This window comes from Mucilaginibacter inviolabilis (assembly GCF_011089895.1).
Classification (GTDB): domain Bacteria; phylum Bacteroidota; class Bacteroidia; order Sphingobacteriales; family Sphingobacteriaceae; genus Mucilaginibacter; species Mucilaginibacter inviolabilis.
On the sequence record NZ_JAANAT010000001.1, the window covers coordinates 64,985 to 91,360 of the forward strand.

At 41.1% G+C, this 26,376-nt stretch carries 21 protein-coding genes; 14 read left to right on the forward strand and 7 right to left on the reverse strand.

All coding sequences use genetic code 11. The annotated features are described in order from the left end of the window. Positions 1-20 precede the first annotated feature (20 nt). Positions 21-3,170, reverse strand: a complete 3,150-nt coding sequence (locus tag G7092_RS00250; protein WP_166085020.1) for a SusC/RagA family TonB-linked outer membrane protein — start codon at positions 3,168-3,170, stop codon at positions 21-23. Positions 3,171-3,750: 580 nt separating this feature from the next. Continuing rightward, positions 3,751-4,788: a LacI family DNA-binding transcriptional regulator gene (locus G7092_RS00255; protein WP_166085022.1), complete on the reverse strand. Its 1,038-nt coding sequence runs from the start codon at positions 4,786-4,788 to the stop codon at positions 3,751-3,753. Between the two features lie 286 nt (positions 4,789-5,074). Here G7092_RS00255 and G7092_RS00260 point away from each other — a divergent pair, with 286 nt between their 5' ends. The 10 genes from G7092_RS00260 (at position 5,075) to G7092_RS00305 (ending at position 13,148) form a co-directional block, all read left to right on the forward strand. Beyond that, positions 5,075-6,286 carry a glycoside hydrolase family 88 protein gene (locus tag G7092_RS00260; RefSeq protein WP_166085024.1) on the forward strand — a complete coding sequence of 404 codons (1,212 nt, stop codon included), beginning with the start codon at positions 5,075-5,077 and terminating at the stop codon, positions 6,284-6,286. A gap of 3 nt (positions 6,287-6,289) precedes the next feature. Further along, positions 6,290-7,387 carry an alginate lyase family protein gene (locus G7092_RS00265; protein ID WP_166085026.1) on the forward strand — a complete coding sequence of 366 codons (1,098 nt, stop codon included), beginning with the start codon at positions 6,290-6,292 and terminating at the stop codon, positions 7,385-7,387. Between the two features lie 106 nt (positions 7,388-7,493). Then, positions 7,494-8,201 (forward strand): TapB family protein, encoded by a 708-nt coding sequence (locus tag G7092_RS00270; protein ID WP_166085028.1) that lies wholly within the window; start codon positions 7,494-7,496, stop codon positions 8,199-8,201. A gap of 191 nt (positions 8,202-8,392) precedes the next feature. Beyond that, complete coding sequence (locus G7092_RS00275; protein ID WP_202985183.1) at positions 8,393-8,944, forward strand: RNA polymerase sigma factor; 552 nt, start codon at positions 8,393-8,395, stop codon at positions 8,942-8,944. A gap of 8 nt (positions 8,945-8,952) precedes the next feature. Beyond that, positions 8,953-9,771, forward strand: a complete 819-nt coding sequence (locus tag G7092_RS00280; RefSeq protein WP_166090834.1) for a zf-HC2 domain-containing protein — start codon at positions 8,953-8,955, stop codon at positions 9,769-9,771. Positions 9,772-9,780: 9 nt separating this feature from the next. Then, positions 9,781-10,632 carry a DUF4097 family beta strand repeat-containing protein gene (locus tag G7092_RS00285; RefSeq protein ID WP_166085030.1) on the forward strand — a complete coding sequence of 284 codons (852 nt, stop codon included), beginning with the start codon at positions 9,781-9,783 and terminating at the stop codon, positions 10,630-10,632. A gap of 11 nt (positions 10,633-10,643) precedes the next feature. Then, positions 10,644-11,471 (forward strand): DUF4097 family beta strand repeat-containing protein, encoded by an 828-nt coding sequence (locus G7092_RS00290; protein ID WP_166085032.1) that lies wholly within the window; start codon positions 10,644-10,646, stop codon positions 11,469-11,471. Between the two features lie 78 nt (positions 11,472-11,549). Next, positions 11,550-12,131 (forward strand): Crp/Fnr family transcriptional regulator, encoded by a 582-nt coding sequence (locus G7092_RS00295; RefSeq protein WP_317169979.1) that lies wholly within the window; start codon positions 11,550-11,552, stop codon positions 12,129-12,131. An 82-nt stretch (positions 12,132-12,213) separates the two neighbouring features. Beyond that, positions 12,214-12,630, forward strand: a complete 417-nt coding sequence (locus G7092_RS00300) for a VOC family protein (protein WP_166085034.1) — start codon at positions 12,214-12,216, stop codon at positions 12,628-12,630. Between the two features lie 11 nt (positions 12,631-12,641). Beyond that, a complete protein-coding gene (locus G7092_RS00305; protein WP_166085036.1) occupies positions 12,642-13,148 on the forward strand; it encodes a cupin domain-containing protein in 507 nt (168 codons plus the stop codon). Here G7092_RS00305 and G7092_RS00310 read toward each other — a convergent pair. The 3 genes from G7092_RS00310 to G7092_RS00320 all read right to left on the reverse strand — a co-directional run bounded on the left by G7092_RS00310 (position 13,145) and on the right by G7092_RS00320 (position 17,948). Further along, positions 13,145-14,002: a pirin family protein gene (locus G7092_RS00310; protein ID WP_166085038.1), complete on the reverse strand. Its 858-nt coding sequence runs from the start codon at positions 14,000-14,002 to the stop codon at positions 13,145-13,147. The two genes, G7092_RS00305 and G7092_RS00310, sit on opposite strands and share 4 nt — an antisense overlap. Positions 14,003-14,133: 131 nt before the next feature. Beyond that, positions 14,134-16,908, reverse strand: a complete 2,775-nt coding sequence (locus G7092_RS00315; RefSeq protein ID WP_166085040.1) for a TonB-dependent receptor — start codon at positions 16,906-16,908, stop codon at positions 14,134-14,136. 350 nt (positions 16,909-17,258) lie between these two features. Then, the gene (locus tag G7092_RS00320; RefSeq protein WP_166085042.1) at positions 17,259-17,948 is read right to left on the reverse strand and encodes a class I SAM-dependent methyltransferase; all 690 of its coding nucleotides are present in this window, start codon (positions 17,946-17,948) and stop codon (positions 17,259-17,261) included. A 323-nt stretch (positions 17,949-18,271) separates the two neighbouring features. Between G7092_RS00320 and G7092_RS00325 the strand changes: the two genes are divergently transcribed. Together G7092_RS00325 and G7092_RS00330 are read left to right on the forward strand one after the other, a co-directional pair. Then, positions 18,272-18,985, forward strand: a complete 714-nt coding sequence (locus G7092_RS00325) for a DUF92 domain-containing protein (RefSeq protein WP_166085044.1) — start codon at positions 18,272-18,274, stop codon at positions 18,983-18,985. 59 nt (positions 18,986-19,044) lie between these two features. Then, complete coding sequence (locus G7092_RS00330) at positions 19,045-19,815, forward strand: M90 family metallopeptidase (RefSeq protein WP_166085046.1); 771 nt, start codon at positions 19,045-19,047, stop codon at positions 19,813-19,815. Positions 19,816-19,947: 132 nt separating this feature from the next. Here G7092_RS00330 and G7092_RS00335 read toward each other — a convergent pair whose 3' ends face one another. Further along, positions 19,948-20,766 carry an MBL fold metallo-hydrolase gene (locus G7092_RS00335; protein ID WP_166085048.1) on the reverse strand — a complete coding sequence of 273 codons (819 nt, stop codon included), beginning with the start codon at positions 20,764-20,766 and terminating at the stop codon, positions 19,948-19,950. A gap of 109 nt (positions 20,767-20,875) precedes the next feature. Between G7092_RS00335 and G7092_RS00340 the strand changes: the two genes are divergently transcribed. Both G7092_RS00340 and G7092_RS00345 read left to right on the forward strand, forming a co-directional pair. Further along, positions 20,876-21,535, forward strand: coding sequence for a YceH family protein (locus tag G7092_RS00340; protein WP_166085049.1), 660 nt, complete (start codon positions 20,876-20,878; stop codon positions 21,533-21,535). A gap of 22 nt (positions 21,536-21,557) precedes the next feature. Then, positions 21,558-21,971, forward strand: a complete 414-nt coding sequence (locus G7092_RS00345) for a hypothetical protein (protein WP_166085051.1) — start codon at positions 21,558-21,560, stop codon at positions 21,969-21,971. Positions 21,972-22,012: 41 nt separating this feature from the next. On the opposite strand, the gene G7092_RS00350 is transcribed toward G7092_RS00345, so the two are convergent. After that, positions 22,013-26,326: a hybrid sensor histidine kinase/response regulator gene (locus G7092_RS00350; protein WP_166085053.1), complete on the reverse strand. Its 4,314-nt coding sequence runs from the start codon at positions 26,324-26,326 to the stop codon at positions 22,013-22,015. Positions 26,327-26,376: the final 50 nt, after the last annotated feature.

The following is a 26,376-nucleotide window of genomic DNA, read 5'->3' on the forward strand; positions in this document are numbered from 1 at the left end:
TCTGTTTAAATAATTACCGGTTACATGCCTAATCTTAAGCCCAAAGTGTAGGTTTTGATATTTGGATACGGGTTATAATCGGTACCTAATGAAGTATAGTTACCGCTTGCCGTATCATAAGTATTTACTTCCGGGTCATAACCTGAGTATTTGGTAATGGTGAACAAGTTTTGTCCCGTTACATATACGCTGGCAGATTTAAATACCTTACTCACTTTTGGCAATGGCAGATTATAGCTTAAAGTGATAGTTTTAAATCTTAAATAACTCCCATTCTCTAATATATCACTGGTTGGACCTAAACTGCGACGCAAGGTACTACCCACGCTTGGCAAGGAGTTATCAGAGCCCGGCATACCAAAGCTTCTGGTTAACACATAAGCCAGTTTATTATCGTTGGTAGTTCCGTTTTCGGTCTCAATTTTGTTCTCGTTCATGATCTTATTGCCATAAACACCCTGTATCAATACAAACAGGTTAAACTGCCCAACAGTTAAATTACTGTTAAAACCGTAAGTGAATTTTGGTAAAGCATTACCGATGATGGTACGGTCAGACGCGTTGATGATATGATCGCCATTCAGATCTTTATATCGCGGATCGCCCGGTTTAACAGCATTGGTTATTCCGCTTGCGGCAATTTGCTGTGTTGATTGCCATATACCATCATACACATAGCCATAAAATGAGCCGATAGGCTTACCTACCTGCAGTATGGATGAGTTTTGACCGCCCGGATATAAGCTGGAGCTTACAGTACCGGTAAGTACGCTTTGAGGGCCACCCAGATCTAATATTTTATTGATGTTTTTGGCAAAATTGATACCGGTAGTCCATTTTATAAACTGGCTGCTGATGTTGGTAGTATTTAAAGCCAACTCAATACCGCGATTGCTCATGGCACCCAGGTTGTCCTGAAAAGTGGTAAAACCGGTTGTAGAGGGTACAGGGCGCTGGAACAATAATTTAGTGGTTTTTTTATCATACACGTCCGCATTAAAGGTAATTCGGTTGTTCAATAAACCTAGGTCTACACCAATATTGTATGACCGGGTCTGTTCCCATTGTAAATTATCATTTGGAATATTATTGGGCGAAAAACCTACACTACGGCCGCCGTTAAGAACATAGCTATTCAAAGCATACTGCGCATAAGGTGAATTAACAGGGATACTCTGATTACCCACAATACCATATCCTAAACGCAATTTTAAATCACTAATGGTTTTGATGTTTTGCATAAACTCCTCGCTTGATACCCTCCAGGCCAATGCGCCTGACGGAAATGTACCCCAGCGGTTATTGGCACCCAGAGCGGAAGAACCATCACGACGTACAGACACAGTTAATAAATATCTGTCCATCAAACTGTAATTTACCCTGCCTATAAATGATGCCAGTCGGCGTCCATTGGCAGTTGATGTGGCATTTAAGCTGGTACCCGCACCTAAACCATCTGTGCCTAAGTTATTGGTAGTTAATGATTGTGCCGTTGCTGTACTGGCTCTGTATTGGGAGTTTTGATAGGTAAAACCTGCCAACGCGGTTATGGTATGTATTTTATTGAAAGTAGCATTATAGGTTAACGTGTTTTCATTTAACCAATCCAGATTAGAAGGATTAATGATTGATGAATAACCATTGGTGGTTAAGCCCAGGTAAGTGGTGTTTGGTCTGAAGATCCTTTCTTTCTCAAAACGGTCATCAGTACCAAAGCTCGACCTGAATTTCAGGTTTTTTGTTATCTGGTATTCGCCATATGCATTAATAAACAAGCGCAGGGAGTTGTCAACATCGGTATTTAAGGTAGCTGCCGCAATAGGGTTACCCAATATATCCGCATATCCGGTAGGGCCATTTTGAAAAGTGAACGCGCCGCTAGCATCATAAACCGGTATAGTAGGGCTTATCCGTAAGGCATCAAGCAATGTACCACCACCGGCACCACCGCTTGTATTTACGTTAGCGATGTTTTGCTGATCATAAGATACTTGGGAGTTAAGGCCAAATGATAGTTTTTTGCTGATGTCATGGGTGAAATTAAAACGCAAGGTGCCTCTTTTATATCCGGAATTAAGGATGATACCTTTTTGATCAAAGTAACTAAAACTTACCAGGTATTTGGTAAGCTCGCTGCCACCACTGATAGAAAGGTTGGCATTGGTAATGGGAGCTGTACGAAATAACTCTTTTTGCCAGTTGGTACCGACGCCTAAGCTGTTGATCTGATCCTGGGTAAAGGGCAGTGGTTTTGGTGTTTTTGAGCCCACATTGTTATAGGCCGTTACCGAGTCAAGATATACAGCAAATTGCGATGCATTCATCAAATCTAATATTTTGCCTACTCTTTGAACACCGGAGTATACATCGGCCGAAACATTATTTTGGCCTGCTTTACCGGTTTTGGTAGTGATAATAACTACGCCATTGGCGCCACGGTTACCATAAATAGCCGCTGCAGATGCATCTTTCAATACGTCCATAGTAGCAATATCATTAGGGTTTATGGCAGATATATCTGCGCCGGCATAGCCGTCAACTACATATAAAGGCTCGCTGCTGTTAGTAATGGAGTTGGTGCCCCTGATACGCACGCTAAAACTGGCACCTGGTTGTGCATTGGTTTGCGTAACCTGCACACCACTTACCTGACCCTGCAGTAACTGGGCTGTTCCAAAAACGGGAGTCTTGGTAACGTTGGTTAAATTAGTTGAGGTTACCGCACCGGTTACATCGCGCTTCTTTTGAGCTCCATAGCCTACTACCACAACTTCGTTCAGGTCCTTAGCATTGTTTAATAATTGAACATCAATGGTTTTACGTCCGTTAACCGGTATTTCCTGTGCGGTATACCCAATAGTTGTAAATACCAGAACAGCATTATTGTCGGGTACCGTGATGGAGTATTTACCGTCAATATCGGTAGTAGTACCCGCTTTTGTACCTTTTACCCGTATACTGGCACCGGGTAGGGGTAAGCCTTTCTCGTCGATAACGCGACCGGTTATTTTTATATCGGCTGCAGTTTTTAAACTGCCGGCTGTTTTCATTGGCGTAGCCCCAGGCTTTGAACTAACGCTTGCAAAAGCACCGGTCAGTAAAAAGCAAATAAGCGCTAATTGCAGCGATGTGCTTCTGAATACGCTAAAAATTAAAGCTTTTCTCTTCATATTCTTTGTTTATGGTATTAATTAGGTTTAAAAAATTGGCAATAGGATTCCCGTGCAACTTTCGTTACTTAATTTTTTTGAGGAAACCTTAAATGAGGGGGAAGGGCGTCTGTCACCAGACTGGTTTTGTCTGTTATTCTTTCATATTCACTCTCGTTTTAGTAAGTTTTGGTTTTATTGGTTTTAGGTGGTTATTAGTACGCTATTTTACACTGTCAATAAATTGCATGACCGCACGCAGGTATCCTGTCATTAATGCATATGGGTATCGGTTACACTTACTATGTTTAGTGGCTGATCAATAGCATTTACAAAATATGAGGGTACAACCTTACACATACAGCAAACTTTAATAATTAATACAGGGTTTATAAATGGGTGATCACCTAATTCAGGCGAATGACACATATCAAAAGTACCTACATTTGATATGGTGTTTTACACTTTGCCCCAATTTTATTTACGCAATCGTTTTCGAAAAATTTGGAAATATAAAATTATCCCTACACTAAGGTGTATTTCATGAAGATGAATTGTTGTTAAAACAGTTCGGGTAGCTTTTTAAAATAAGAGATAAAATTTATTTATGCTTGCTGGCTGATGAACTCCTGATAAACAGCTCGGTAGGTAAAATCACATTCTCAAATTCGGTAACCGGACGTTTGCTGTTAATGATGCTCAATAACATTTCGGTTGCCTTTCTGCCAATTTCAAAAGCAGGTTGGTTTACTGATGTAAGGGAAGGGTTTAATACATCGGCCAGTACAGTATTGGAAAAACCAACTAATGCTACGTCCTGTGGTATTCTTATGTTTTTTTTATGCAGCAAGGTCATGGTGGATGTCGTGATCCTGTCAGAGGCGGTAAGAATAGCATCCGGGCGTGGCTCTGTCTGCATCAACTCATCTATCGCTTGTTCCAGCTCATCCAGGTTAAGGCCACCGTGCAAACAGTATTTAATGTTTTGCTCCTTTACTTCAATGCCTCTTTCAACAAGAGCATCTACATAGCCGGCCAGCCGCTGGTTGGTGACAGAGGATGTTACCGAGCTGGTAATATGCGCTATATTTTTATAACCTGAGTCGAGCAAATGTATAGTAGCCTGGTAAGCGCCACCCAAATTGTCGACTATAACTTTATGCGTATCTATCTCGTTACTTACCCGATCAAAAAAGACAATAGGTAAGCCTTGTTGCTGCAATCGCCTGAGGTGTTCTACATCAGCAGTCTCAGTCGCTATGGAAATTAAAAGACCATCTATTGCCCGGTGGATCAGGTGACCTACGTTTTGTACTTCCAACTCATATGATTCATGACTCTGGGTAATGATCACGTTGTAGCCCTGACTATAAGCCTCAGACTCCATACCATTAATCACCTGCGAAAAAAACTGGTTATCGATACTGGAAACTACAATACCAATGGATTTGCTATGCCCTTTTTTAAGGCTTTGGGCCATTGGGTTAGGTCGGTAATTATGTTTTTGGGCAAACTCTACTACAAGCTTTTTGGTTTTATCGCTGATTTCATAGCTGTCTCTCAGGGCTTTAGAAACTGTAGATACGGATAGATGTAATTCCCTGGCAATATCCCTTATAGTAATGGCATCAAAATTCATAATTGGCTCTCTCCCGGCAACTCAACAAGTATATGAGTATTTTCCTAAAATTAGATAAAAACATCAACTAAACAGCATTTTTTACCTGCTTTTTGCGAAAAATATATACCTGGAAATGTGTTGAAATCCAGATTGAATAATGGTAACTCAAACGTTTGCGTAAAAATTAACCGGCCATGCTTTTATTTTGGCAGGAATACGTCGTAATATTGAACTCATCATCAGCGTCTTTTATCCCCCTAAACTTTAGACGAACCAAACTGATCATAAACTTTTTATAAAACTCATGAGAACCAAAAACTTGACCGTATTTTTTGCGCTGACCCTTTTGACCACTAAGGTATTTTCACAAACCGATGTAGCCAAGGCTTTTTCATTTGCACAAAAACAAACCAATCTGATGCTTAAAGAGGTTGACACCGTAAAGTCAGACGCAGCTAATTCAGCACTTGTATCGCCACGGAGTTTAAGTGTTGATGGAAAATTGGTTATGGTGCCTTCAAAAGATTGGTGCAGCGGCTTTTTTCCGGGCGAGCTTTGGTTTTTGTATGAGTATACTCAAGATAAAAAGTGGATGGATCTTGCCCGCAAATTCACTGCGAATATTGAGGTCGAGAAAACAAATGGAGGCACCCATGATATGGGTTTTAAGGTATATAACAGTGTGGGCAATGGCTATCGGTTAACAAAAGATGCGCATTATAAAGAAGTGATTATAGAAGCAGCCAAAACACTGTCAACCCGGTTTAATCCGATTGTGGGTTCCATCAAATCATGGGATAACCGTAAACAATGGAAATTTCCGGTTATTATTGATAACATGCTTAACCTGGAGTTGTTGTTTGAAGCAACCCGTTTAACGGGCGACTCTTCTTTTTATAAGATAGCAGTTGCTCATGCCAATACTGCCATGAAAAACCATTTCAGGGCCGATTATAGTTCTTATCATGTTATTGACTATGATCCTGAAACCGGTAAGGTACTGCACAAACAAACTCACCAGGGTTATGCTGATGAATCGGCCTGGGCGCGTGGGCAGGCTTGGGGGCTTTATGGTTATACCATGTGTTATCGCGAAACACATAACAAAGCCTATTTGAAACAGGCCGAAAATATTGCTAAGTTCATTTTTAGCAATCCTAATTTACCGGCAGATCTGATACCATACTGGGATTACAATGATCCGGCTATACCCAATGTTCCGCGCGATGCTTCGGCTGCCGCGGTAGCTGCTTCGGCATTGTATGAATTAAGTACTTATAGCAAAAACGCTAAAGAGTACCGCTCTACTGCCGATAAGATTGTTAAAACGCTAAGTGAAAAATATCAGGCCAAAGCAGGAGGGAGCAAAGGGTTTTTACTCATCCACAGTACGGGCCACAAACCAGCCGGTACCGAAATAGATGTGCCTATAATTTATGCCGACTATTATTACCTGGAAGCGTTGCTGCGTAAGCAGCATCTATATAAAAGTCAGCCCGTAATTAACCATAATTGATCTATGAAAAAAGTAGCTTTATTGATAAGCCTTCTTGTCGCAGGAATTTACGCAAAGGCGCAATATGTAAGTTTAAATGATGCCGAAATTCAGGTATTGAAAAAGAATATTGCGGATAATGGTGAGGTGAAAAAAATTTTTGAATCCTACAGACAAACTGCCGAACAGGCTTTGAATGAGCAGCCAAATCCTATTGAATTAATTGTGTCGCAGGGAGTACTGGCTGGTAATCCAGCAAAAACGGCTAGTCTTAAATCATTACAGGATGGTAATAAAATTTATGCGTTGGCTTTTTGTTACAGGCTGTATCGGCAAAAATCGTATCTGCAGAAGGCACAGGATTTTCTGTTAGCCTGGGCAAATACCAATAAACCCAACGGCGACCCGATCAATGAAACCAAGCTGGAAGATATGATAACCGGCTACGATCTGATCAGGGATAACGTTTCCTCCGAATCAAAACAACAGATCGATAGTTGGTTGATCAAAGTGGCCGAAGCGGAGTTTAACAGTGCATCCGCAAAACCGGGTAGAACAACCAGTTTTAATAACTGGAACTCGCACCGGATCAAAACGCTCACATTGGTTGCCTTTACGTTGCATAACACTGGTTATGAACCACGTATTTATCAGGAATTAGAAAAACAAATCAATGTCAACCTGAATGCTGATGGAAGCGGGTTTGATTTTTTGGAAAGGGACGCACTGCATTACCATACCTATACGCTTGAACCTTTATTAAGGGCCAGTATGGTTATTTACCGGGCCGGCGGCAAAAACTATTTTAGCTATCAATCAGAAAAAGGAGCATCCATCCAGAAATCTGTCGATTTTTTAGTACCCTTTGTAACGGGAGCTAAAACTCATGGCGAATTTGTGAACAGTAAGGTGCCGTTTGATAAACAACGTGCCGCTAATCACGAAAAAGGATATGAAGCCGGTACCTTATTTGAACCCGCCAATGGTGTTTATACGCTTTCTTTAGCAGCGTATTTTAATCCAGCTTATATAAAAGATATACAACAGGTAAATAATACCAGGCAGAAACTCAACTGGCAATTAGTTCTTGACCAGGTTATGAAACCTGTTACAAATAACTAAATAACAAGTATAAAATATAGTTTTTGTACGAATGCGTAAAAACCGCATACCGATAGCGTGTTTGTACTGTTGTGAATAATAGATCATACTTAGACTTTTACACCCAATGTCAGAGTCTAAAATAAAAAGGGTTATTACTATTATCACAGTGCTGCTTTTTAGTGCGCAGTTTGCCGTAGCACAAAACTGTGGTCAGTTTGTGGGGGCGATAAGTGGAAAAAAGCTCACTTACGTAAATCTGGATACCAAAGGGAATTCTCTGGGGAAAATCTCCTATACAGCTACTAAAAAGAATGCCACAACCGTAGTGGTGCATAGCGAGTTTACAGATAAAGATGGAAAACCAGGCCCCAGTGGCGACACAGAAATGATCTGTGATGGTGATGCCATTAAAGTTGATATGAAATCCTTTGTACCTGCTTCTTCCATGAAACAGTACAACAATATGCAAATCACGGGAGATGTCAAATACATGGCTTATCCACTTAATTTAAGTGTTGGTCAAAAATTGGATGACTGCACGGTTACTCTTGATATTGGCAACGGCGGGCAGTCTATGTCGGCCATGCAGATGGATATTATAAACCGTATGGTTGAAAAAGAGGAAAACGTAACCACCAACGCAGGTAGTTTTGATTGCTATAAAATCACTTATGATTCTACCGTGAAAATCAAAATGATTGGCATAGGTATACCCTTGCATATTAAAGTAGCCGAATGGTTTTCTCCAAAACTGGGTCGCTTTATAAAATCAGAAACGTACGATAAAAAATCAAAGCTCAAAGGCTCTACAGTGCTTGACGCTATAAACTAATAGCATATTTATTAGTAACGAAGAACTTATACCTACCTTACCGCGAGAAAAGACAGGCCGACATGCACCATGGAGGCCTTCTTTTTTTTATTGATTTTACTCATAATCAATAAATTACAATATTTATTAAATTTATTGTAACCATTTCTTTTTACAGAAGTCTCCAATGTAAATTAAAATACTAAACCTGTTTGAATACGCTAAGTGACAATGCCATCATGCTTCGGGTTAAAACCGGGGAACTGGAAAAAATGGGGCTGCTTTTTGAGCGGTACCACAGGGCTTTATATGGCTTTTTGTTTCACATGACCTATAACCGGGAAGGTAGTGAAGATATGGTTCAAACTGTTTTTTATAAGATGCTCAAATACCGTAACAGTTTTACCGGCGAGGGTGAGTTTATGGCATGGATGTACCAGATAGCCCGCAATGTATTAAAAGACAGTTATAAAAAGAAATCGCAGAATGTTTCGCACTATGATGTTGCTGATTTTGCCGATGGGATTGCAGGAGGCATAACAGCCGATGAACAATTTGAACTCAAACAAACGCGTACCGAGCTTCATGGAGCTATGAAGAATTTAAGCAATGATCATCGTGAAGTTTTGATCATGAGCAGGCTGCAGGAGTTAAAGTACCAGGAAATAGCACAGATACTTCAAATAACCGAAGGTGCTGTTAAAGTAAGGGCACACTGGGCTATGCAAGAGTTAAAACAGGTTTATTTAAAAAGAAAATGCTAAACAGGAATATGATGAAGTGTGAGCAATACCAGGAGCTGTTTACAGATTATATGAATAAACAGTTAAGTCCGGAACAAAAAGCAGATCTGGAGGTACACGCTGCCGGCTGTGATACTTGCGGGCAAGAATTGGCCGCTATGAAAGAGCTATGGAATGAGCTGGGTGATTTGGAAACACCAGAACCATCAGTAAATGTAAAAGTGAAATTTTATGCCATGCTGGATACTTTTACAGCATCGGCTGAAGAGAAAAAGGGCTTTTGGGATAACATAGCCAACAACTGGAACCATTTATGGCAATTGCAGCCACGCTGGCCAATGGCTTATAGTATGCTTGTAGTGCTCATTAGTTTTGCCTGTGGGTACTGGATTTTTTCATCCGGTCGCAGTAATAAACAAGATCAACAGTTGCAGGCGCTTTCATCGCAGGTGCATGAGTTAAGACAAACCATGATGCTGGCTTTGTTGGAAAACCCATCAGCATCAGAGCGGATGCGAGGAGTAAGCTACACCAGCGAGATAAAACATGCTGATAAACAGGTTATCAACGCGCTGTTGGCAACCTTAAATAACGACCCTAATGTAAATGTACGCTTGAGTACATTAGATGCATTGGCGCATTTGTCTGATCATCCCGAGGTTAGGGAAGGGCTTATCCGTTCTATCTTAGACCAGGATTCGCCGTTGATGCAATCCGCCATAGCCGATGTGATGCTCAAGCTGCAGGAAAAACGTTCGATAGGTTCATTTAAAGAATTATTAAAACAAAAAGATCTGGATCGGGGCGTACGTGAAAAGATCAAGGAAACAATAACACAACTTATTTAAAACCAGTTTATGAAAAAATTATTGATCCCCGTTTTGGCGGGAGCAGGGCTTTGTTTTGCCCAATTTTCGGCCTCGGCCCAGGAATTTAAACAACACATCAGCAAGCAGTTTACTTTGCAAAGCGGAGTGGTAGCTATTTATAATGTGTATGGCTCCATCAATGTAGAAGGTTATTCGGGCGATAAGGTGATCATGGAAATTGATGAAACCATCTCGGGCAGAAGTCAGGAAATCGTGAATCAGGGAAAAAATGAAGTTAAGCTTGCCTTTGATCAGAAACCCGATAGTGTAATAGCCTATATAGAAAAACCATATAATTCAAAACCACATCACAGTTGGCACGATGGGGATGATACCGAGGTTAAATATAAAATCGGTCTGGAGTTTAAAGTGAAAGTACCCTTCAATACTAATCTTCGGGTATCAACCATTAATGATGGGCATATCGCGGTTAAAGATGTTTATGGCTCATTAAACCTAAATAATATAAATGGCCCTATAGATATCATTAACGCCAAGGGCGCTACGGATGCGCATACCATTAACGGGGCGGTTACGGCCAATTATCTTAAAGTTCCGGCAGAAGCGTCATCTTATAAAACCATAAACGGAGAGGTGAAAGTTACCTATCCCGCAGCATTATCTGCTGATATGGAGTTTAAAAGTATGAACGGTCAGTTTTATACAGACTTTCCTAACGCCGAAGTAATGCCTAGCAAAGTAATTACTACCCAGTCAAAAAATAGTAAGGGTACAACCTTTAAACTCAGCAAAAACTCCGATGTACGGATAGGGACAGGTGGTAAATTATTCAAGTTTGAAACCCTCAACGGGGATATCTATATTAAAAAGCAACAATAAAAGTTAAAGACATGAAAATGATAAAAGCTATAAAAATTACCTGTGCCCTCCTAGCAGTTTTATTATTAAACACGCGTGTTTGGGCGCAAGGGGGCTCCGGGCAACTGATTGTTCCGCTGAGCGATCCGGGAAAACCTTATAAATTGAGCGCCGGCCTGGTTCGTGGATCAATTACGGTAACAGGCTACGAAGGTAAAGACATTGTGATAGATGCCCAGTCGGGAGAAGAAAGACGTGGCCACGTTAAAGAAGATGGCAACGGCATGAAGCGCCTGATAGGCAATAATAATCTCGATATCACAGCCGAAGAAAAAAACAACGAGATTAATGTAGGCGGTAGTGCCGGCAAGTTTGTTAATTTAATTATCAAAGTGCCGCAAAGTGGGGCTAAACTAAAGTTATCTGCTATAAATGACGGTAATATTATGGTGTCCAATGTAAAAGGTGAGCTGGAGGTAATTAATGTGAATGGTCATATCAAATTAACCGGTATTTCTGGTTCTGTGGTGGCTAATACAATTAATGGTGATGTGACTGTTACATTCAGATCTATTGATCCTAAAGCGGCGATGGCATTCACTACATTAAACGGCAATGTAGATGTAACTTTCCCGGCCACGCTGAAAGCGAATGTAAAGCTCAAATCAGATCGTGGCGATATTTATACCGATTTTGATGTGGTGAATACAGCACAAAAGCCGGCGGTTACAAAAACGAATAAAAACGGTATGTACAGCCTCAAAATTGACGATTGGGTTTACGGAAAAATTGATGGCGGCGGTCCCGAAATGATGATGAAAAACATGAACGGCAATATATACATCCGTAAAGCGAAGTAGACAAACAATTTGCTATTATAAAAACATAAGCGCTATCTTGGTAGTTTAACTTTGAAAATTATTTTAAGGAGTTGAACTGTGGATGATATACTGGAAAGATTTTGGAAAGGGATAAACAACTATGCCAAATTATCGGATGAAAGCCGCACAGCCTGGGAGAAGGGTTTAAAAAGAAAGGTGTATAACAAAAATGACCTTTTTTTAACGGAAGGGCAGATCCCCAGGATGGTTGCCTTTGTTGGCGAAGGGCTGTTTGCACAAAGCTATACCTCCCAGGATGGCGATACCATTATCAAGCGTTTTTTCCCCGAAGGATATTTTGTAGCATCAACCAGCGCTTTATTGCTAAAAGGCCCAAGCATGTTTACCATTAAGGCGCTGGAGCCAAGCGTGGTGCTGGAGTATAATTTTAACGATTTTAAACAGTTAACAGAAAAATATAGTGATATAGCAGCCATGTATATCAGGTATCTGGAACTGCACTGGATCATTGAGAAGGAGCCACTGGAAATAGCCTTCCGGTCTGACACTGCTAAAACCAGGTATGTTCAATTTTTAAAAGATTATCCCGCGCTTGAGCCCCGGTTAAAACAGCACGAAGTAGCAGCATACCTGGGTATAACCCCCACTCAATTAAGTCGCATCAGGGCCGAATTATAAGTTTTTTTGGCGTCTCAACATTTGTAAATGTTTTTACTCAGGCGGTTATGGAAATTTGTTTTATCAATTAAAACAAATTATCATGACGCAACTTAATGCTTATTTAAAATTTAATGGAAACTGTCGCGAAGCGATGGCTTTCTATAAAAATTGTTTTGGCGGGGAATTAACCCTGCAAACAGTTGGCAATTCGCCAATGGCCGAATTCATGCCGCACGAAGCCCCGGATACCATATTGCACTCCAGCTTAATTAGTAATAGTATTACCCTGTTTGCTTCGGAACTGACTGAGCCCGCAGGTATCACCCAGGGCAATGCTGTTTATTTATGCATCGACAGCGAAAATAAAGAAGAGGTTAAAACTTTTTTTGAAAAACTTTCGGCCGAAGCCCGGTTTATTTCTCCATTACAGGATACCCCATGGGGAGCCTTTGGGGTAATTACAGACCGGTTTGGTTTCGGCTGGTATTTAAATTATGAAGTTAAAACTAAAGCATAAGATACAAGACTATGAGTACTCCAATAAATCATTATACCGACGTATTAAAAAACGAAGTAATTGTCTTTAACCCTGGCGAAGGAGAGATATTAGCGATAGCAGACAATAAGATCACGCTAAAAGTAACCAGCGAGATATCAAATAACCAAATGGGTGTGTATGAAATTTTGCTGCAACCCGGCACCGTTGGCGCACAGCTACACTATCATCGTTATATGGACGAAACTTTTATTGTAAATAAAGGTACACTAACGGTTCAACTGGCCGATAAAACGATAGATGCCGCAGAAGGATCTGTTGTTTACATCCCCCGGTTTACACCCCACGCATTTCGTAATAGCAGCGACAGCGTTGTTGTCACCACTTTGATATTTAATCCGGGACAGAACCGGGAAGGTTTCTTTTTTGGTTTAAAAGAAATACTGACCGAACAGCCTATCGATCCATCTAAGTTTTTAAAACTGTATGATAAATACGATAGCGTTTCGCTAAATACAGAAAATGCGCTGCCCGGTTAAAAACTTAAAGTTCCGAACAGGCCGTTCTTATAATCGGCAATGGCCTGTTCGTTTTCTTCTGGTGTGTTCATTACAAAATTGTCTTTAGCGGCAACAGGTTCCTCGATGGGTTCGGCCGAAAGGTATAATACCTGCGCATCGGTGGTCGCGGTTACAGAGATATCTTCATTTTCTTTGCTGAATACAATGAGATTATGAGCGGATACTGCCTGATGATCATTCACTTCCACATCGCCATGGATAATATATAACAAAGTCCAGTAGCCGGGTGTTGCTGTAAAATGTGCTGTTTTACCGGCTGTTACTTCACCAACTATAGAAATAACTGGTGTGAAGTTTTTAATAGGGCCGGTTTTGCCTTCATAATCGCCGCTTAACAGGCGGAAGTTCAAGCCGTCACTTAACAGTACATGAGGTTGCTGGTCTTTGGTAGCAGCCTGATAAAAGGGTTCATCCCATTTGCTGGCTTTAGGGGCATTTATCCAAAGCTGTATCAACTCCTGTGTGCCACCGGTTTTTAAAAGTTCATCGGTTGGGCCCTCGCTGTGTAAAATACCCTTCCCTGCAAACATTTGTTGTACATCGCCTGCCTTAACTACTTTATCATTGCCGGCATTATCCCGGTGGTAACCTTCACCCTGTAACATAATGGTATAAGGACTAAAACCACGATGAGGGTGCGGATGTATCCGTGACGATTGCCCGGGCCGAATAGTAACCGGCCTCATATGATGCAACACAATAAACGGATTTGCAAAGCGGAATTGCTGATGGGGTAAGGGCTGTAGCACTACATCTTCTTCCGTTATTTTTTTCTCTCGGGCTTCCAGTATATGGTCTATGGCTTTTTTCATGGCAGATATCAGCTGGTTAAAAACAATCTAAATATATTTATAATCTGCAGAACAGGGTTATCCGTAATGTCATAAAAACATAAAGCCATCTCTTTTTAGAAGATGGCTTTATTATGCAGATGCAATTAATTCTAGAAATTGAAACCCACGCGTGCAAAAAGCCTGCGTCCGTTGCTGCCCATTTGTACCGCATCAAATGGGCCGGCTGGCTCGTTGTTATAGGCAAAACCCTTTGCGCCTTTTACATAACCTAAATCAGGATGTACGTTAAATATATTATCAGAACCTATAGAGATACGGACTGATTTGTTGAGTTTATAAGCCAGATAAAGATCGCTGACTATCTTACCATTGTAATTATATACATCAGGCAGTTGCCCCGAACCGTTATCGGCTGGTACGGTTGGTAACAGGGTTGTTCCATCACCATAACCATCAATCACCACTTTACCAAAATAGGTGAAACGGGTGCCTACAGTAAAGTTTTTATGCCCGAATTCAGGATTTAAAGAAAGCTTTTGCGGCGGGGCCGATGCCAGGATAAATTTCTTTTCACGATCACTCAAAAAGGTTTCTTTTAGTTCTGGGGTAGTACCTAATATGGGCGGGTAGTTCACTTTGTCAATAGTCATGTGTTGAAAGTTCCCGGTAAACAATATATGGAAACGATCCTGACCAATGGTTTTGTTATAGTCTATAACCACATCCAAACCGCGATTGGTAGTATTTACCGCGTTTGCAAAGAATTGAGCCGTACCAACATGCAGATTATTTAAGGCTGCTATAAAAGCGGGAGCAAGAGTACTGTCTTTGGCGCTAAACTGTCCGGAGAGTACCACCCTGTCGGTCACCTTTATCAGATAGCCGTCGGTTGTAATGCTTAATTCAGGTATAGGTTTAAATGTAAAACCTACACCTAAGTTTTTTGATTTTTCCTGTTTCAATGTAGGTATACCGGCCGCTTTGGTAATAGGGCTGTAATTAGGAGCTATCTTTACTTCTGATATGATGTTGCCCTGAACATTAGTAAATGTGGAACTATAATTGATCTGCTGCAATGATGGTGCACGGAAACCCGTACCAGCCGAAGCGCGGATATTAAAGTTATCGGTTATTTTATACCGCGTGGCCAGCTTGGTGTTGAAGTTATAACCAAAATCGCTGTAATGCTCCAGGCGGTTGGCAAAATCTACCAGCCATTTTTTGGTAACATCGGCTTCCAGATCAACATAAGCGCCAAATACCGAGCGACTTTGTTTGGCAGCATCACTAGGCTGAAATCCAGGGAAACCCTGTGATCCCGGCGCTTTTACACCGGTAGGATCATAGTTTTTGTAGGATGCTTCTTCGCCGGCGAATAATTTGTAGTGTTCATAACGATACTCCGAACCAAAACCCAGGTTTAAACCCTGCATTACTTTGGAGTAGTGCTTGTTGATATTTAAATTAGAGGTACTTTGCAAAAACTCCGATCCACCGTCATCAAAATGTGTTTGGGTTGCGTTTAAAGATGCATTAAAGGTTTTTTCGCCAAAAAAGTGAAATTTATTATTACCTGTATTATTGCTCAGGTCCCAGTCCCAACCATCGCCTAACGTTCCTTTAAAACCTGCCGCAACCGCTACATCGGTATTATGTGTTTGGATAATGGGGTTATAATAAGATTCACCATCGGGTGTATTGAATATGATGCCGCTTACCGGGATTAGTTTGCCATCACTGGTGGTAGGGAAGCGGTCGGGCCTTGCCGAAAAATTACGGCTGAAGGCATAATCATCCGATGCTTTATAACTGTAACCGCCAAAGCTGTAAAAAGTAGTGCGGGTACCGGCCAATGGGATCTCGTTGTTGAAAAAGAAAGTGCCCGTTTCTGCTGAACCATCACCATTAGCCCTCCTGGAGGTGTTTATAGGCAAAGCTTTAGGATTTGAATAAGTAGTATCATGCACCTGGCGAAATGTTTTACCGTTTTTTGAATAATCGCCGGTAAGGTTTAAAAAACCACCGTTTTTGCCTATGGCTAAGCCATAATTGGCATCAATGGTAATGCCATTGCCATCGATAGCGCCGCCATGAGGATATTGGGCCGCGACAACACTTTTGCCGCTGTTAAAAGCCGGATCATAATAGCCAGAGTAGCCTACGTTGGCAGTGAACTGATTTATATTTTTCTTTAATACCAGGTTAATAACCCCAGCTATAGCGTCTGATCCATACTGAGCAGATGCACCATCACGTAAAATTTCTACCTTATCAATAGCAGCTGTTGGAATCGAACTCAGATCGACACCGGAATTACCACGGCCGCGGGTACCGAATACCGAAACAAAGGCTGTAGAGTGACGACGTTTGCCATTCACCAACACCAGCGTTTGATCCGGGCCCAGACCACGCAGGGTTCCCAACTCCACATGGTCGGCACCGTCAGATCCTGATTGTTTATTGTAATTGAATGATGGGGCAGAGTAATTTAATATATCCGTCAGATCCATACGACCGGTGGTAGAGGCCGCTTTGCTCACATTTACCACATCAACCGGCACCGCGGTTTCGAGTTTTACCCGCCCTGCCGACCGGGTACCTACCAGTACAACTTCATTGAGCTGGGCTACATCACTCACTAATGTAACATCAATTTTAGAACGGCCATTTACCTGGATGGTTAGAGTTTTATACCCCGTATAACTAATTACTATTTCGTCGGAAGGGGCAGCAGCGATAGAAAACTGACCTTTTGCATTGGTACTGGTACCCTGACTGCCGCCTTTAACACGTACGGATACGCCAGCCATAGGGACGCCTCCGGCAGCGTCGGTAACTGTTCCGGTAACTGGCTTTTTTTGAGCCGATGCTATTTCTATGCCGGTTAGAAATAATACGATAAAAAGTAATAATTTTTTAGTCATAAGAATAGGGGTTAATGTTAATTGAAAATTAAATTAATATCACCCAATATAACTCTTATTGATATATTTTCAAATTATTCATTTGTTAATTGAATTAATATTGATTGTATATTTTGTTTGTTAGTAAAAAAGCAAAATTTTTAAATGTTTGCAACATCTTATTATAATCGCTTTAAGAAATATTTTTTTGATTAAATAATGAACTTATCATCATAATATAATTATGATGATAAGTTTTTATAAGATAAATTGTAAGGATTATGACTGTAAATTAACCCTGGTGGGGCAGGGCTGATAACAAACTAACTTCCACAAGAAGTTGAAGCGGATGGCAAAGTTATGGACAGCTTTTATTTTACTGTTAACCTTACCAGGTATTGTTTAAATTCATCTTCGAGCAGTACCTCCATGTTGTAGCCCATTTCTTCGGCAATTTTGGTAAGTGTTTGTTCATCGATGTATAGCCAGGGAAACCAGTCGGTTTTTTGCTGGTTATATTGATACTGATATTGTATCTCGCCATAGTAAGGGCCGTTTTCGGGAAGTTTACCCTCATATAAATAAGCGATATCGGAAGAGTCGAAAAGTAGCTGCCCGCCCGGTTTAAGCAGTTGTTTGGTGTGCTTTAGAAAAATTTTTAATTGGAGTAATGTGCCGGTAAGACCGATGCCATTCATGAGTAATAACAAGGTATCGTATTGCTCATCCTGGTATTCAAATATGTTGGTAGTGATTACTTTATGAACTCCGCGCGCTTTCATTACTGTTGATGCCATATTGGATATATCTAAAGCAGTAACATCAAAACCACGTTCCTGTAGTATCAAGACATGTGCGCCGGCACCGGCACCAATATCCAATATATCGCCCCTGCATTCGTTTAAGGCCAGCCATTCTATATCGGGCATGTCATCTTCTTCTCGGAAATAAGCCTCTACGGGCATCTCTTCACGGGGGCCATATTGGTTATTGATCCAAAGTTGATGCTCCTGCTGCTGATGATAATAATCATGTATGGCCTGTCCTAATATATCTTTCATTCGTAGGCAAAAATATGGAGAAAGAGGCAAGAAATTAGAGTCAAGAATCAAGATTTTAAAATCTGGAAAAACAATAAAGTAAATGATTGATCAGAATCTAAATTGAATAGGCGGCTATTTTGAAAACTGTTTTGGCTAAAGCCGGGACTTTATTATGTTTACCAACCGTTGGCTGAAGCCAAACGGCAATGAAATAATAAGCTAATACTGAAACCGGATTTAGATTCATTGCCGTCTCATTTATGGGACGGAAGGGTGTTACAGATGAAAGTGGCTTTAGCCTCAATTACTTATAATTAATTTTTTTTATTAATCTTGATTCCATGTTGGCTCATTATGGTTTATTGGTATTAATTCTTATTGCGGGCGTTATTTATAGCATATCTGCCCGTAAACTAACCCCGGCAGCTGCCCTCACAGGCGCTATTGTTGCCTGCTTGGTTTTTGCGGGAGCAGGATATACTGGTGTAGCCATGATGACCACCTTCTTTATTTTAGGCTCGGCAGCAACCTCCTGGCAAAAACATCAAAAACAAGATTTCGCCAATACAGAGGAGCATCAAGGCGGCAGAAGCGCGGCCCAAGTGTTAGCCAATGCGGGTGTAGGGGGCATAACCGGGCTCCTGGTCTTGTTATTCCCAGCCTATACAACAATTTGGATACTGATGATGGCTGCCAGCTTTGCATCGGCAACAGCAGATACTTTGTCTTCAGAGCTGGGTACAATTTATGGCAGGCGTTTTTTCAATATCATCACCCTAAAGGCCGACCAACGGGGACTGGATGGTGTGATCAGTATGGAAGGTATCTTATTGGGTTTAGGCGGTAGTTGCGTTGTAGCCATACTTTATACTATTGGTTTTGGGTGGAGCAACAGTAGTTTTATCTGGATTATGATTGCCGGAACAATAGGGAATTTAACCGATTCTGCCTTGGGAGCCCTGCTGGAACGACGCGGGTATTTGGGCAACAATACAGTGAATTTTTTAAATACGCTGATGGCGGCCCTGGTTATGTTGTTGATTTACCTGATTTAATGCTGATATTTGACCGTTGATGTGAATGATTACATTGATTCTGTTGATTTTATAGCTTTATGATACCAATCATTATACTCCTGCTTGTTGTTATTGCTTTAATCGGATACTATTTTTCGACCAAAAAAAGTAAGCAGAAAAGAATACCTGCCAATACGGTTTATAAAGAAATTTTAGCCCGGTATATCCCATTTTATCAGACCTTAAATAATGAGGATAAGCTTTTATTTGAGCAAAAAGTAAGCGATTTTTTGGAAGGTATCACCATAGAAGGGGTGGGCACAGCCATTGGAGATACCGACCGGGTAATGATTGCTTCGAGCGCGGTGATCCCCATCTTCAGGCTGGGTAACTGGCGGTACAGTAACCTTACGAATGTGATATTATATCCGGATACTTTTGATGCCGAGTTTCAGTTTGAAGGTGAAGGCAGGAATATCCTGGGAATGGTAGGTTCGGGATACATGAATGGGCAAATGATCTTGTCGAGAGCTGCGCTTATCAAGGGCTTTTCCCGTTCGGCCGGTAAAGAGAACACCGCTATACATGAATTTGTGCATCTGCTGGATAAATCAGACGGAGCTACCGACGGTATCCCCGAAAACCTGCTGGCGCATGATTATGTGCTGCCCTGGTTAAAAATGATACACCTGGAGATTCATAAAATAGAAGAAGGCAGGTCGGATATTAACCCATATGCCGCTACCAGTGAAGCAGAGTTTTTTGCCGTAGCCGCCGAGTACTTTTTTCAAAAACCCGAAGAACTGAAACACAAACACCCGGAGCTGTATGAAATGCTGTTTATGATGTTTATGCGGGTGAAGAGATAGGTTTTTTAGTATTAAGTAGTTAGTATCAAGTATCAAGACTTTTTTTGTTTAAACCGCTGCCGCGAGATACGCTGCGCTAGGCTCGCGGCAGCGAAGTAAGAAGCTCAATTCAGTAATTCACTAATTCAATAATTAATTAAAGAGGCCCAGATCAAGCTGCCCTGCAAATGAAGGTGCTTTATCTGTTTCGCCGATATGATAAACCGGGGTTTCTTCAAATCGGGAGGCTACCACCACGTTTATGCCTTCGGCGCTGGCGGTAAACAGATCTTCTACCAGTTTGGGATTATTATTATTGTGCGATAAATGGGAAAGCAGCAGATGGGTCATGTATGCCGGCTTGTGTGTGGTGAATAATGCCAGGGCCTGTTTGTTTGACAAGTGCCCCTTACCGCCACGGATACGTCGTTTAAGATGATAAGGGTAGCCTCCATTATCCAACATGTCATCATCATAATTAGCCTCTAAAAAGGCGGCGTGGCACTGACTGAAATAGCGGATAAGCCTGTCGCACACCACGCCAATATCTGTAAATATGCCCACATTAATATCGCGGCAGCTCACAAAAAAGCTATGCAGTTCCGATGCATCATGTTCCTTGGGGAATGAAGTAACCTGCAATTCGCCAATGTTCACCGTTTCAAATTCGTGCAAATGGTGCACCATCTCCATATTTAAGTTATTACCTAAATGTAATAAGGTGCCTGGAGTAATATAAACCGGCAGATTGAATTTTTTGGCCAACACCGGTATACCACGGATGTGGTCTGAATGTTCGTGCGATACAAATATGGCCTTTACCTTTTGCATAGACAGGCCCAGGCGGGCCATGCGTTTTTCCGTTTCGCGGCATGATATGCCGGCATCAACCAATATAGCCTCCCGCTCGTTCCCTACGTAATAGCAATTGCCGTTACTGCCCGAATTTAGTGATGTGATGAATAATGACATGTAAATACAAAGTAACGGATTTAAGCTAAATTTTATCTTTACTTAACGTGCAGTGTTTAAAAATAATCACTAAAATTTTGCGGCTATAAAAAGCTGCTTATATTTAGCCATGGATTCACCCCAAACTTTACCCGTATTAGATGCTACAGAGCTGCGCGTGTTGGGCTCGCTGATGGAAAAAAGCAAAACTACGCCCGATTATTATCCCATGACCCTCAATGGTTTAACTGCTGCGTGCAATCAAAAAACATCGCGTAAACCGGTTGTGAATTATGATGAAGGTACGGTTACCGAAGCGCTAAATACGCTTAAAAGGCGCGGATTGATCTCAACCGTTACCGGTGGTTCTATCCGCAATATAAAATATAAACACAATTTTGCTATCGTATTCCCCGTAATACCGGCCGAAGTAGCTTTATTATGCCTGTTGATATTGCGCGGGCCGCAAACACCAGGCGAGCTCAATACCAACTCGGGCAGGTTATACGAATTTGAATCGATAGAGGAGGTACAGGAAATGCTGGAGAAACTGGCTGATCCGGCCTTACCTTATGTGGTGCAGTTACCTAAACGCCCCGGACAAAAAGAAGTTAGATATGCTCATCTTTTAAGCGGCACGCCCGATGTTAATGACTATGATGAGGTAGAAGAAACAGGAACCCGTTCAACCAGCGGCCTGGAAGCCCGTGTAAGCCAGCTGGAAAATGAATTAGCCGAAGTGAAGGAGAAACTGGTTAGGCTGATGCAGGAATTAGGGGTAGGGGAATAAGTTGTTTTTAAGATATTCTTAAATGATTATTATAGACCCATCCTTTCGTAAGTTATGTGAAAACAAAGACTTTATTTTAGGTAATGTTTATGAGAAAAGTTATCTTATTAATAAAGAAAATGGTAGTGTAATTTACATATCAGATTTTTATGGTGAACCCTCATCAGGTGTACTAAGCGATAGAAGTGAATGGTGCATAGTTGGGGGAGACAAACTAATAGTTTGGAAAAAGCCAACAAAGTTGGAGTTAATTAAAGAAGAAACGTTAAGCCCGATTTTTGGAATTAAATATCTCTCAGAGATTGAGGTGAAGATTTTGGTTGATCCTTGGTCTGAGAAAGGGGCCATATGGCTCCTGAATATACAGACATTGGAAAGAAAGAAAATGGCAGATTTTAAACTAAATAGTGAATATACTGAAGAATTTGATTGGTAAGCTGAAAGGAAATAATCTTTAAAGATTTTTATGAATTTATTCTATTTATACTTTTCTTTATCCATATTCTTTTTTTCTACAGCTTCATAAGCCTTTTTTAAGATCGCTACTAAATCTTCGGTTTTCATGGGTTTGGCAATATAATCGTCCATACCTTCTGTCAAGCATAACTCGCGGTCTTCTGGGCCGGCGTTGGCGGTCATGGCAATGATATAGGGTTGCTTAAAGGCGTATTTACGGATATGCCGTGTGGCTTCAAAGCCATCCATTTCGGGCATTTGCACATCCATAAATATCACATCTACAGGGTTTAGCTTTAATTTATTTAAGGCCTCAAGCCCATTTTGCGCCATAATAAATTTATAACCCAGCTTGGTTAACATCTTGTCAACTAGTTTTTGATTGATCAGGTTGTCTTCAGCCACTAAAATGCGCATGGGGAAATCATCCGCAAAGTATTCATCAAATAATTTCGAGGACTTGGGTTCTGTAAAAATCGAAGTTGGCTGGTTTTGAAACTCGGCTTGTATGCTTTTTCCCAGCTGATTTTGCTTTACAGGCTTGGTGAGAATAGCAGAGAATAAACCCGGATATTTTTTCTTTGAACCATCGCCAATGGAGCTTAACATAATTACAGGGAGGTTCTTATAGTTCCTTTTAATAGACCGCGCCAAGTCGACCCCGTCCATATCCGGCATTTCCATATCCGTGATAACCAGATTAAATTTTTCGCCTTCGGATAAAAGATCAAGTGCTTCCACTGCCGAAGCAGCAGATTCGGTGAGTATTCCCCATTGTTCCAGCTGTGTTTTTAGTATAAAGCGATTGGTTTGGTTGTCATCAACTAACAGTATCTTTTTTCCTGCCATTTCGGCCTGATTAAATACGACGGGTTGATATTTCAGCTGTTTTTTACTGATCGCCGCCTTGATGGTGAACATAAATACCGAACCTTCTTTGTAAACACTTTCTACCCAGATATCGCCGCCCATGAGTTTTACCAGGCGCTGACTGATCACCAGGCCCAAACCAGTACCACCATATTTGCGGGTAGTTGACGAATCAACCTGTGAAAAGGCATTGAACAATCCAGGAAGCTTTTCATCGGGAATACCTATCCCGGTGTCCATCACGCTGAAACCTATTTCGATATGGCCGTTTTTGAAGGTTTTGGATAGAAATATTTTTATAAATACTTCGCCTTTTTGAGTGAATTTTAAGGCATTGCCGGTAAGGTTGGTGATTACTTGTTTAAGCCTCAAACTGTCGCCAATAATTTGTGTGGGCAGGGCAGGATCTATCTGGTAAACCAGTTCCAGGTTTTGTTGTGAGGCCTGTTGCGAAAAAAGGTCCATTACCTCTTCCATACAATGGCGCAGGTCAAAATCGTCCTGCTCAATATCCATTTTGCCTGATTCTATTTTTGAAAAATCAAGAATGTCATTAATCACATTCACCAGGCTGTCGCCGCAGGCTATAATGGTATTGGTATATTCCCGTTGTTCGGGATTTAACTCTGTTTCGCCCAGGAGGGAAGCCATGCCTATCACGCCATTCATAGGGGTGCGTATTTCGTGGCTCATGGTAGCCAGGAATATGCTTTTAGCCTGATTGGCTTTATCAGCTTCTTTACGGGCCTGGCGCTCCTGCTGGCGCTGTAGCTCTAACTCTTCAGATTGTACCAGCAGCTCTTCGTTCAACGACTGTAGCTCTTCAGATTGCGACTGTAGTTCGGCGTTCAGGTTTAGCAGATCGGTCGATTGCTTTTTTAACTCATCAGACTGATGCATCACTTCGACGGTACGCTCTGATACCTGTTGCTCTAATAAAGCTTTTTGTTTAATAATAGCATTTACCTTTAAACGATATAAACCATATATGGCCGCAAACACCAACAGCGTTACCAGGATAATAAACCACCAGGTTAGCCAAAACGGAGGCAGGACAGTTAACTCCAAACTCAGCTCACGGGTTGACCATACACCATCGCCGTTATTGCTTTTTACTTTGAAAACATAATGGCCGGCGGGTAAATTAGTATAGGTTGCCGTGGTTTTACGGCCTACATAATTCCAGTTTTTATCAAAACCCACTAACTGATAAGCGTAAACTGTACTATTTAGCAAGGCATAATCCAGAGAAACAAATTCAAATGAAATTACCGATTGATCATAGTGTAAGGTAATAGCTTTGGTAACACTGATATTCTGTTTTAAAGGTGATGGGTCTTTATCATTTTTAGCTACCGGTATCGAGGTGTTAAAAATCTGGAAGTCGGTTAAAACTAAAGGAGGGTTGTAATGATGGTCCATGATCTTTTCAGGATCAAATACGTTAAACCCATTTACACCACCAAAATACAATTGACCATCCTTAGCCTTTAAGGCAGATTTTGCTTTAAATTCATCGGCTTGTAAGCCATCATCAACGGTGAAGTTTTTGAATTTTTTGGTTATGGGGTTGTATTTGGATATACCTTTATTGGTGCTTATCCAAAGATTGCCACGGTTGTCTTCCTTAATGGCATAGGTGTAATTATTGGGCAGGCCGTCTTTTGTTTTAAAAACCGTGAACCGGCCGGTTTGGGGATCAAAGCGATTCAGTCCGTCGAAAGTGCAGATCCAGATATTGCCGTTAAGGTCTTCCAGCAGATCGACCGCTTTATTGTTACTGATGCTGTTTGCCGATTCGTCGTGCTTATAAGAAGTGAAAGTACCAGTTTGCTGATCAAAACGGTTAAGTCCTCCATTACCGGTACCTACCCAAAGATTGCCTTTGGAATCAACCAATAATGAATTGATAACATTATCACTGATGCTTTTGGCATCATCTGGGTTATGCTTATAGTGGATGAACTTATTGGTTTTGGGATTATACAGGTCGAGCCCCTGCCCGAATGTGCCTATCCATATTTTATGATCGGGTGTGGCGGTGATGGCGTATATGTTATTGCCGGCTAAACTGCTGCTGTCATTAGCATTATGCGTATATGATTTAAACCGGTGGGTTTGCATATTCATGACGCTAACGCCATTGCCCCAGGTGGCTATCCAAAGGTTGTCGTTATCATCGTCCTGCATATCCAGAATATAATTGCCGGATATACCGCTTTTATCGTTTTCGCGGTGTTTGTAGGTTGTAAAAGTCCCTTTGTTGGGGTTAAATAAATTTAATCCCCCGCCATCGGTGCCAATCCATATACCACCTTTTTTATCCTGGTAAAAGCTTAAAACAAAGTTGTTTGATAAACTTTCGGAGAGGGAGCTATGTTTATAGTACGAAAAGTTTTCGGTCGTTTTTCTGTACAGATTAATACCCGATGAAAAAGTGCCAACCCACATATTACCGGTTTTATCCTTTAATATGGCATCAACAGAGTTGCTGGCTATAGTGGTATTGTCGATATCGTCATGATAGTGGGTTGTGAATTTATTTTCGGCGTAATTGTATATGCTTATCCCGCCGTTATTAACGCCTACCCATATATTTTGATCACTGTCTTCGGCGATGGCTTGTATGTAATTACCCGAAAGCGAGTTGCTGTTACCCGGGATGTTTTTAAAGTTTTTAAAAGTGCCTGTATTGCTATCATACAAATTTAAACCGCCGTTATCCCAGGTACCTATCCATAAACGGTGGCTGCTGTCTTCAAAAATAGTAGTGATGTAATTGGCCGATATCGATCCTGCTATCTTATCATCATGCTTAAAATAGGTAAATGTTTTGGTTTGGATATTAAAGCGATTTAAACCGCCGGATGTGGTGCCGATCCATAAGTTATTATGGCTATCGAGATAAATGGTTCTGGTGTTATTATCACTCAGGGTATTAGGGGCAGCATTGTTGTGTTTATAATGCGTGAACTTATTTTTGCTGATCTCAAATTCATCAACGCCCGCATCCTGGTAGCTGATCCATAAATTACCATCTTTATCAAAAACAAGTCCTGTTAAATTATTGCTTGCTACGGTATTAGCTGTTTTCTTATTATGCAGATAATGATAAAACCTGTTTTTTTTACGGTCGTATTTATTAAGGCCCCCGCCCAAGGTGGCTATCCAAAGATCCCTGTTTTTATCTTCGGCAATATGCGTTACATAGTTATTGCTTAGGCTGGTGCTATCCGCGATATTATTCTGGAAAACTTTAAATTTATTACCGTCAAAACGGTTTAAACCATCAAGGGTACCCACCCAGATAAAGCCATAGCTACCCTGAAAAATGGTATTAACGTTGAGCTCTGATAAGTTAGAGCGACTACCGATGCGCTGAAAATGCAAAGGCGGCTTTTGAGCAAACGCATATAATGAGATAGCCTGAAAAAGTAAAATAAGATAAAACTTACGGCCGCTCATTATATCAAATAGATTATGACTTATTGGTAGTGAATAATTACATAAAATGT

Excerpts from the sequence above, each read along its gene's own strand:
- G7092_RS00255 (WP_166085022.1), bottom strand. The coding sequence starts at position 4,788 with ATGAATTTTGATGCCATTACTATAAGGGATATTGCCAGGGAATTACAT.
- G7092_RS00330 (WP_166085046.1), top strand. The coding sequence starts at position 19,045 with ATGATACCAATCATTATACTCCTGCTTGTTGTTATTGCTTTAATCGGA.
- G7092_RS00335 (WP_166085048.1), bottom strand. The coding sequence starts at position 20,766 with ATGTCATTATTCATCACATCACTAAATTCGGGCAGTAACGGCAATTGC.
- G7092_RS00265 (WP_166085026.1), top strand. The coding sequence starts at position 6,290 with ATGAAAAAAGTAGCTTTATTGATAAGCCTTCTTGTCGCAGGAATTTAC.
- G7092_RS00250 (WP_166085020.1), bottom strand. The coding sequence starts at position 3,170 with ATGAAGAGAAAAGCTTTAATTTTTAGCGTATTCAGAAGCACATCGCTG.
- G7092_RS00305 (WP_166085036.1), top strand. The coding sequence starts at position 12,642 with ATGAGTACTCCAATAAATCATTATACCGACGTATTAAAAAACGAAGTA.
- G7092_RS00345 (WP_166085051.1), top strand. The coding sequence starts at position 21,558 with ATGATTATTATAGACCCATCCTTTCGTAAGTTATGTGAAAACAAAGAC.
- G7092_RS00285 (WP_166085030.1), top strand. The coding sequence starts at position 9,781 with ATGAAAAAATTATTGATCCCCGTTTTGGCGGGAGCAGGGCTTTGTTTT.
- G7092_RS00350 (WP_166085053.1), bottom strand. The coding sequence starts at position 26,326 with ATGAGCGGCCGTAAGTTTTATCTTATTTTACTTTTTCAGGCTATCTCA.
- G7092_RS00260 (WP_166085024.1), top strand. The coding sequence starts at position 5,075 with ATGAGAACCAAAAACTTGACCGTATTTTTTGCGCTGACCCTTTTGACC.
- G7092_RS00300 (WP_166085034.1), top strand. The coding sequence starts at position 12,214 with ATGACGCAACTTAATGCTTATTTAAAATTTAATGGAAACTGTCGCGAA.
- G7092_RS00270 (WP_166085028.1), top strand. The coding sequence starts at position 7,494 with ATGTCAGAGTCTAAAATAAAAAGGGTTATTACTATTATCACAGTGCTG.
- G7092_RS00315 (WP_166085040.1), bottom strand. The coding sequence starts at position 16,908 with ATGACTAAAAAATTATTACTTTTTATCGTATTATTTCTAACCGGCATA.
- G7092_RS00320 (WP_166085042.1), bottom strand. The coding sequence starts at position 17,948 with ATGAAAGATATATTAGGACAGGCCATACATGATTATTATCATCAGCAG.
- G7092_RS00290 (WP_166085032.1), top strand. The coding sequence starts at position 10,644 with ATGAAAATGATAAAAGCTATAAAAATTACCTGTGCCCTCCTAGCAGTT.
- G7092_RS00280 (WP_166090834.1), top strand. The coding sequence starts at position 8,953 with ATGATGAAGTGTGAGCAATACCAGGAGCTGTTTACAGATTATATGAAT.
- G7092_RS00325 (WP_166085044.1), top strand. The coding sequence starts at position 18,272 with ATGTTGGCTCATTATGGTTTATTGGTATTAATTCTTATTGCGGGCGTT.
- G7092_RS00310 (WP_166085038.1), bottom strand. The coding sequence starts at position 14,002 with ATGAAAAAAGCCATAGACCATATACTGGAAGCCCGAGAGAAAAAAATA.
- G7092_RS00340 (WP_166085049.1), top strand. The coding sequence starts at position 20,876 with ATGGATTCACCCCAAACTTTACCCGTATTAGATGCTACAGAGCTGCGC.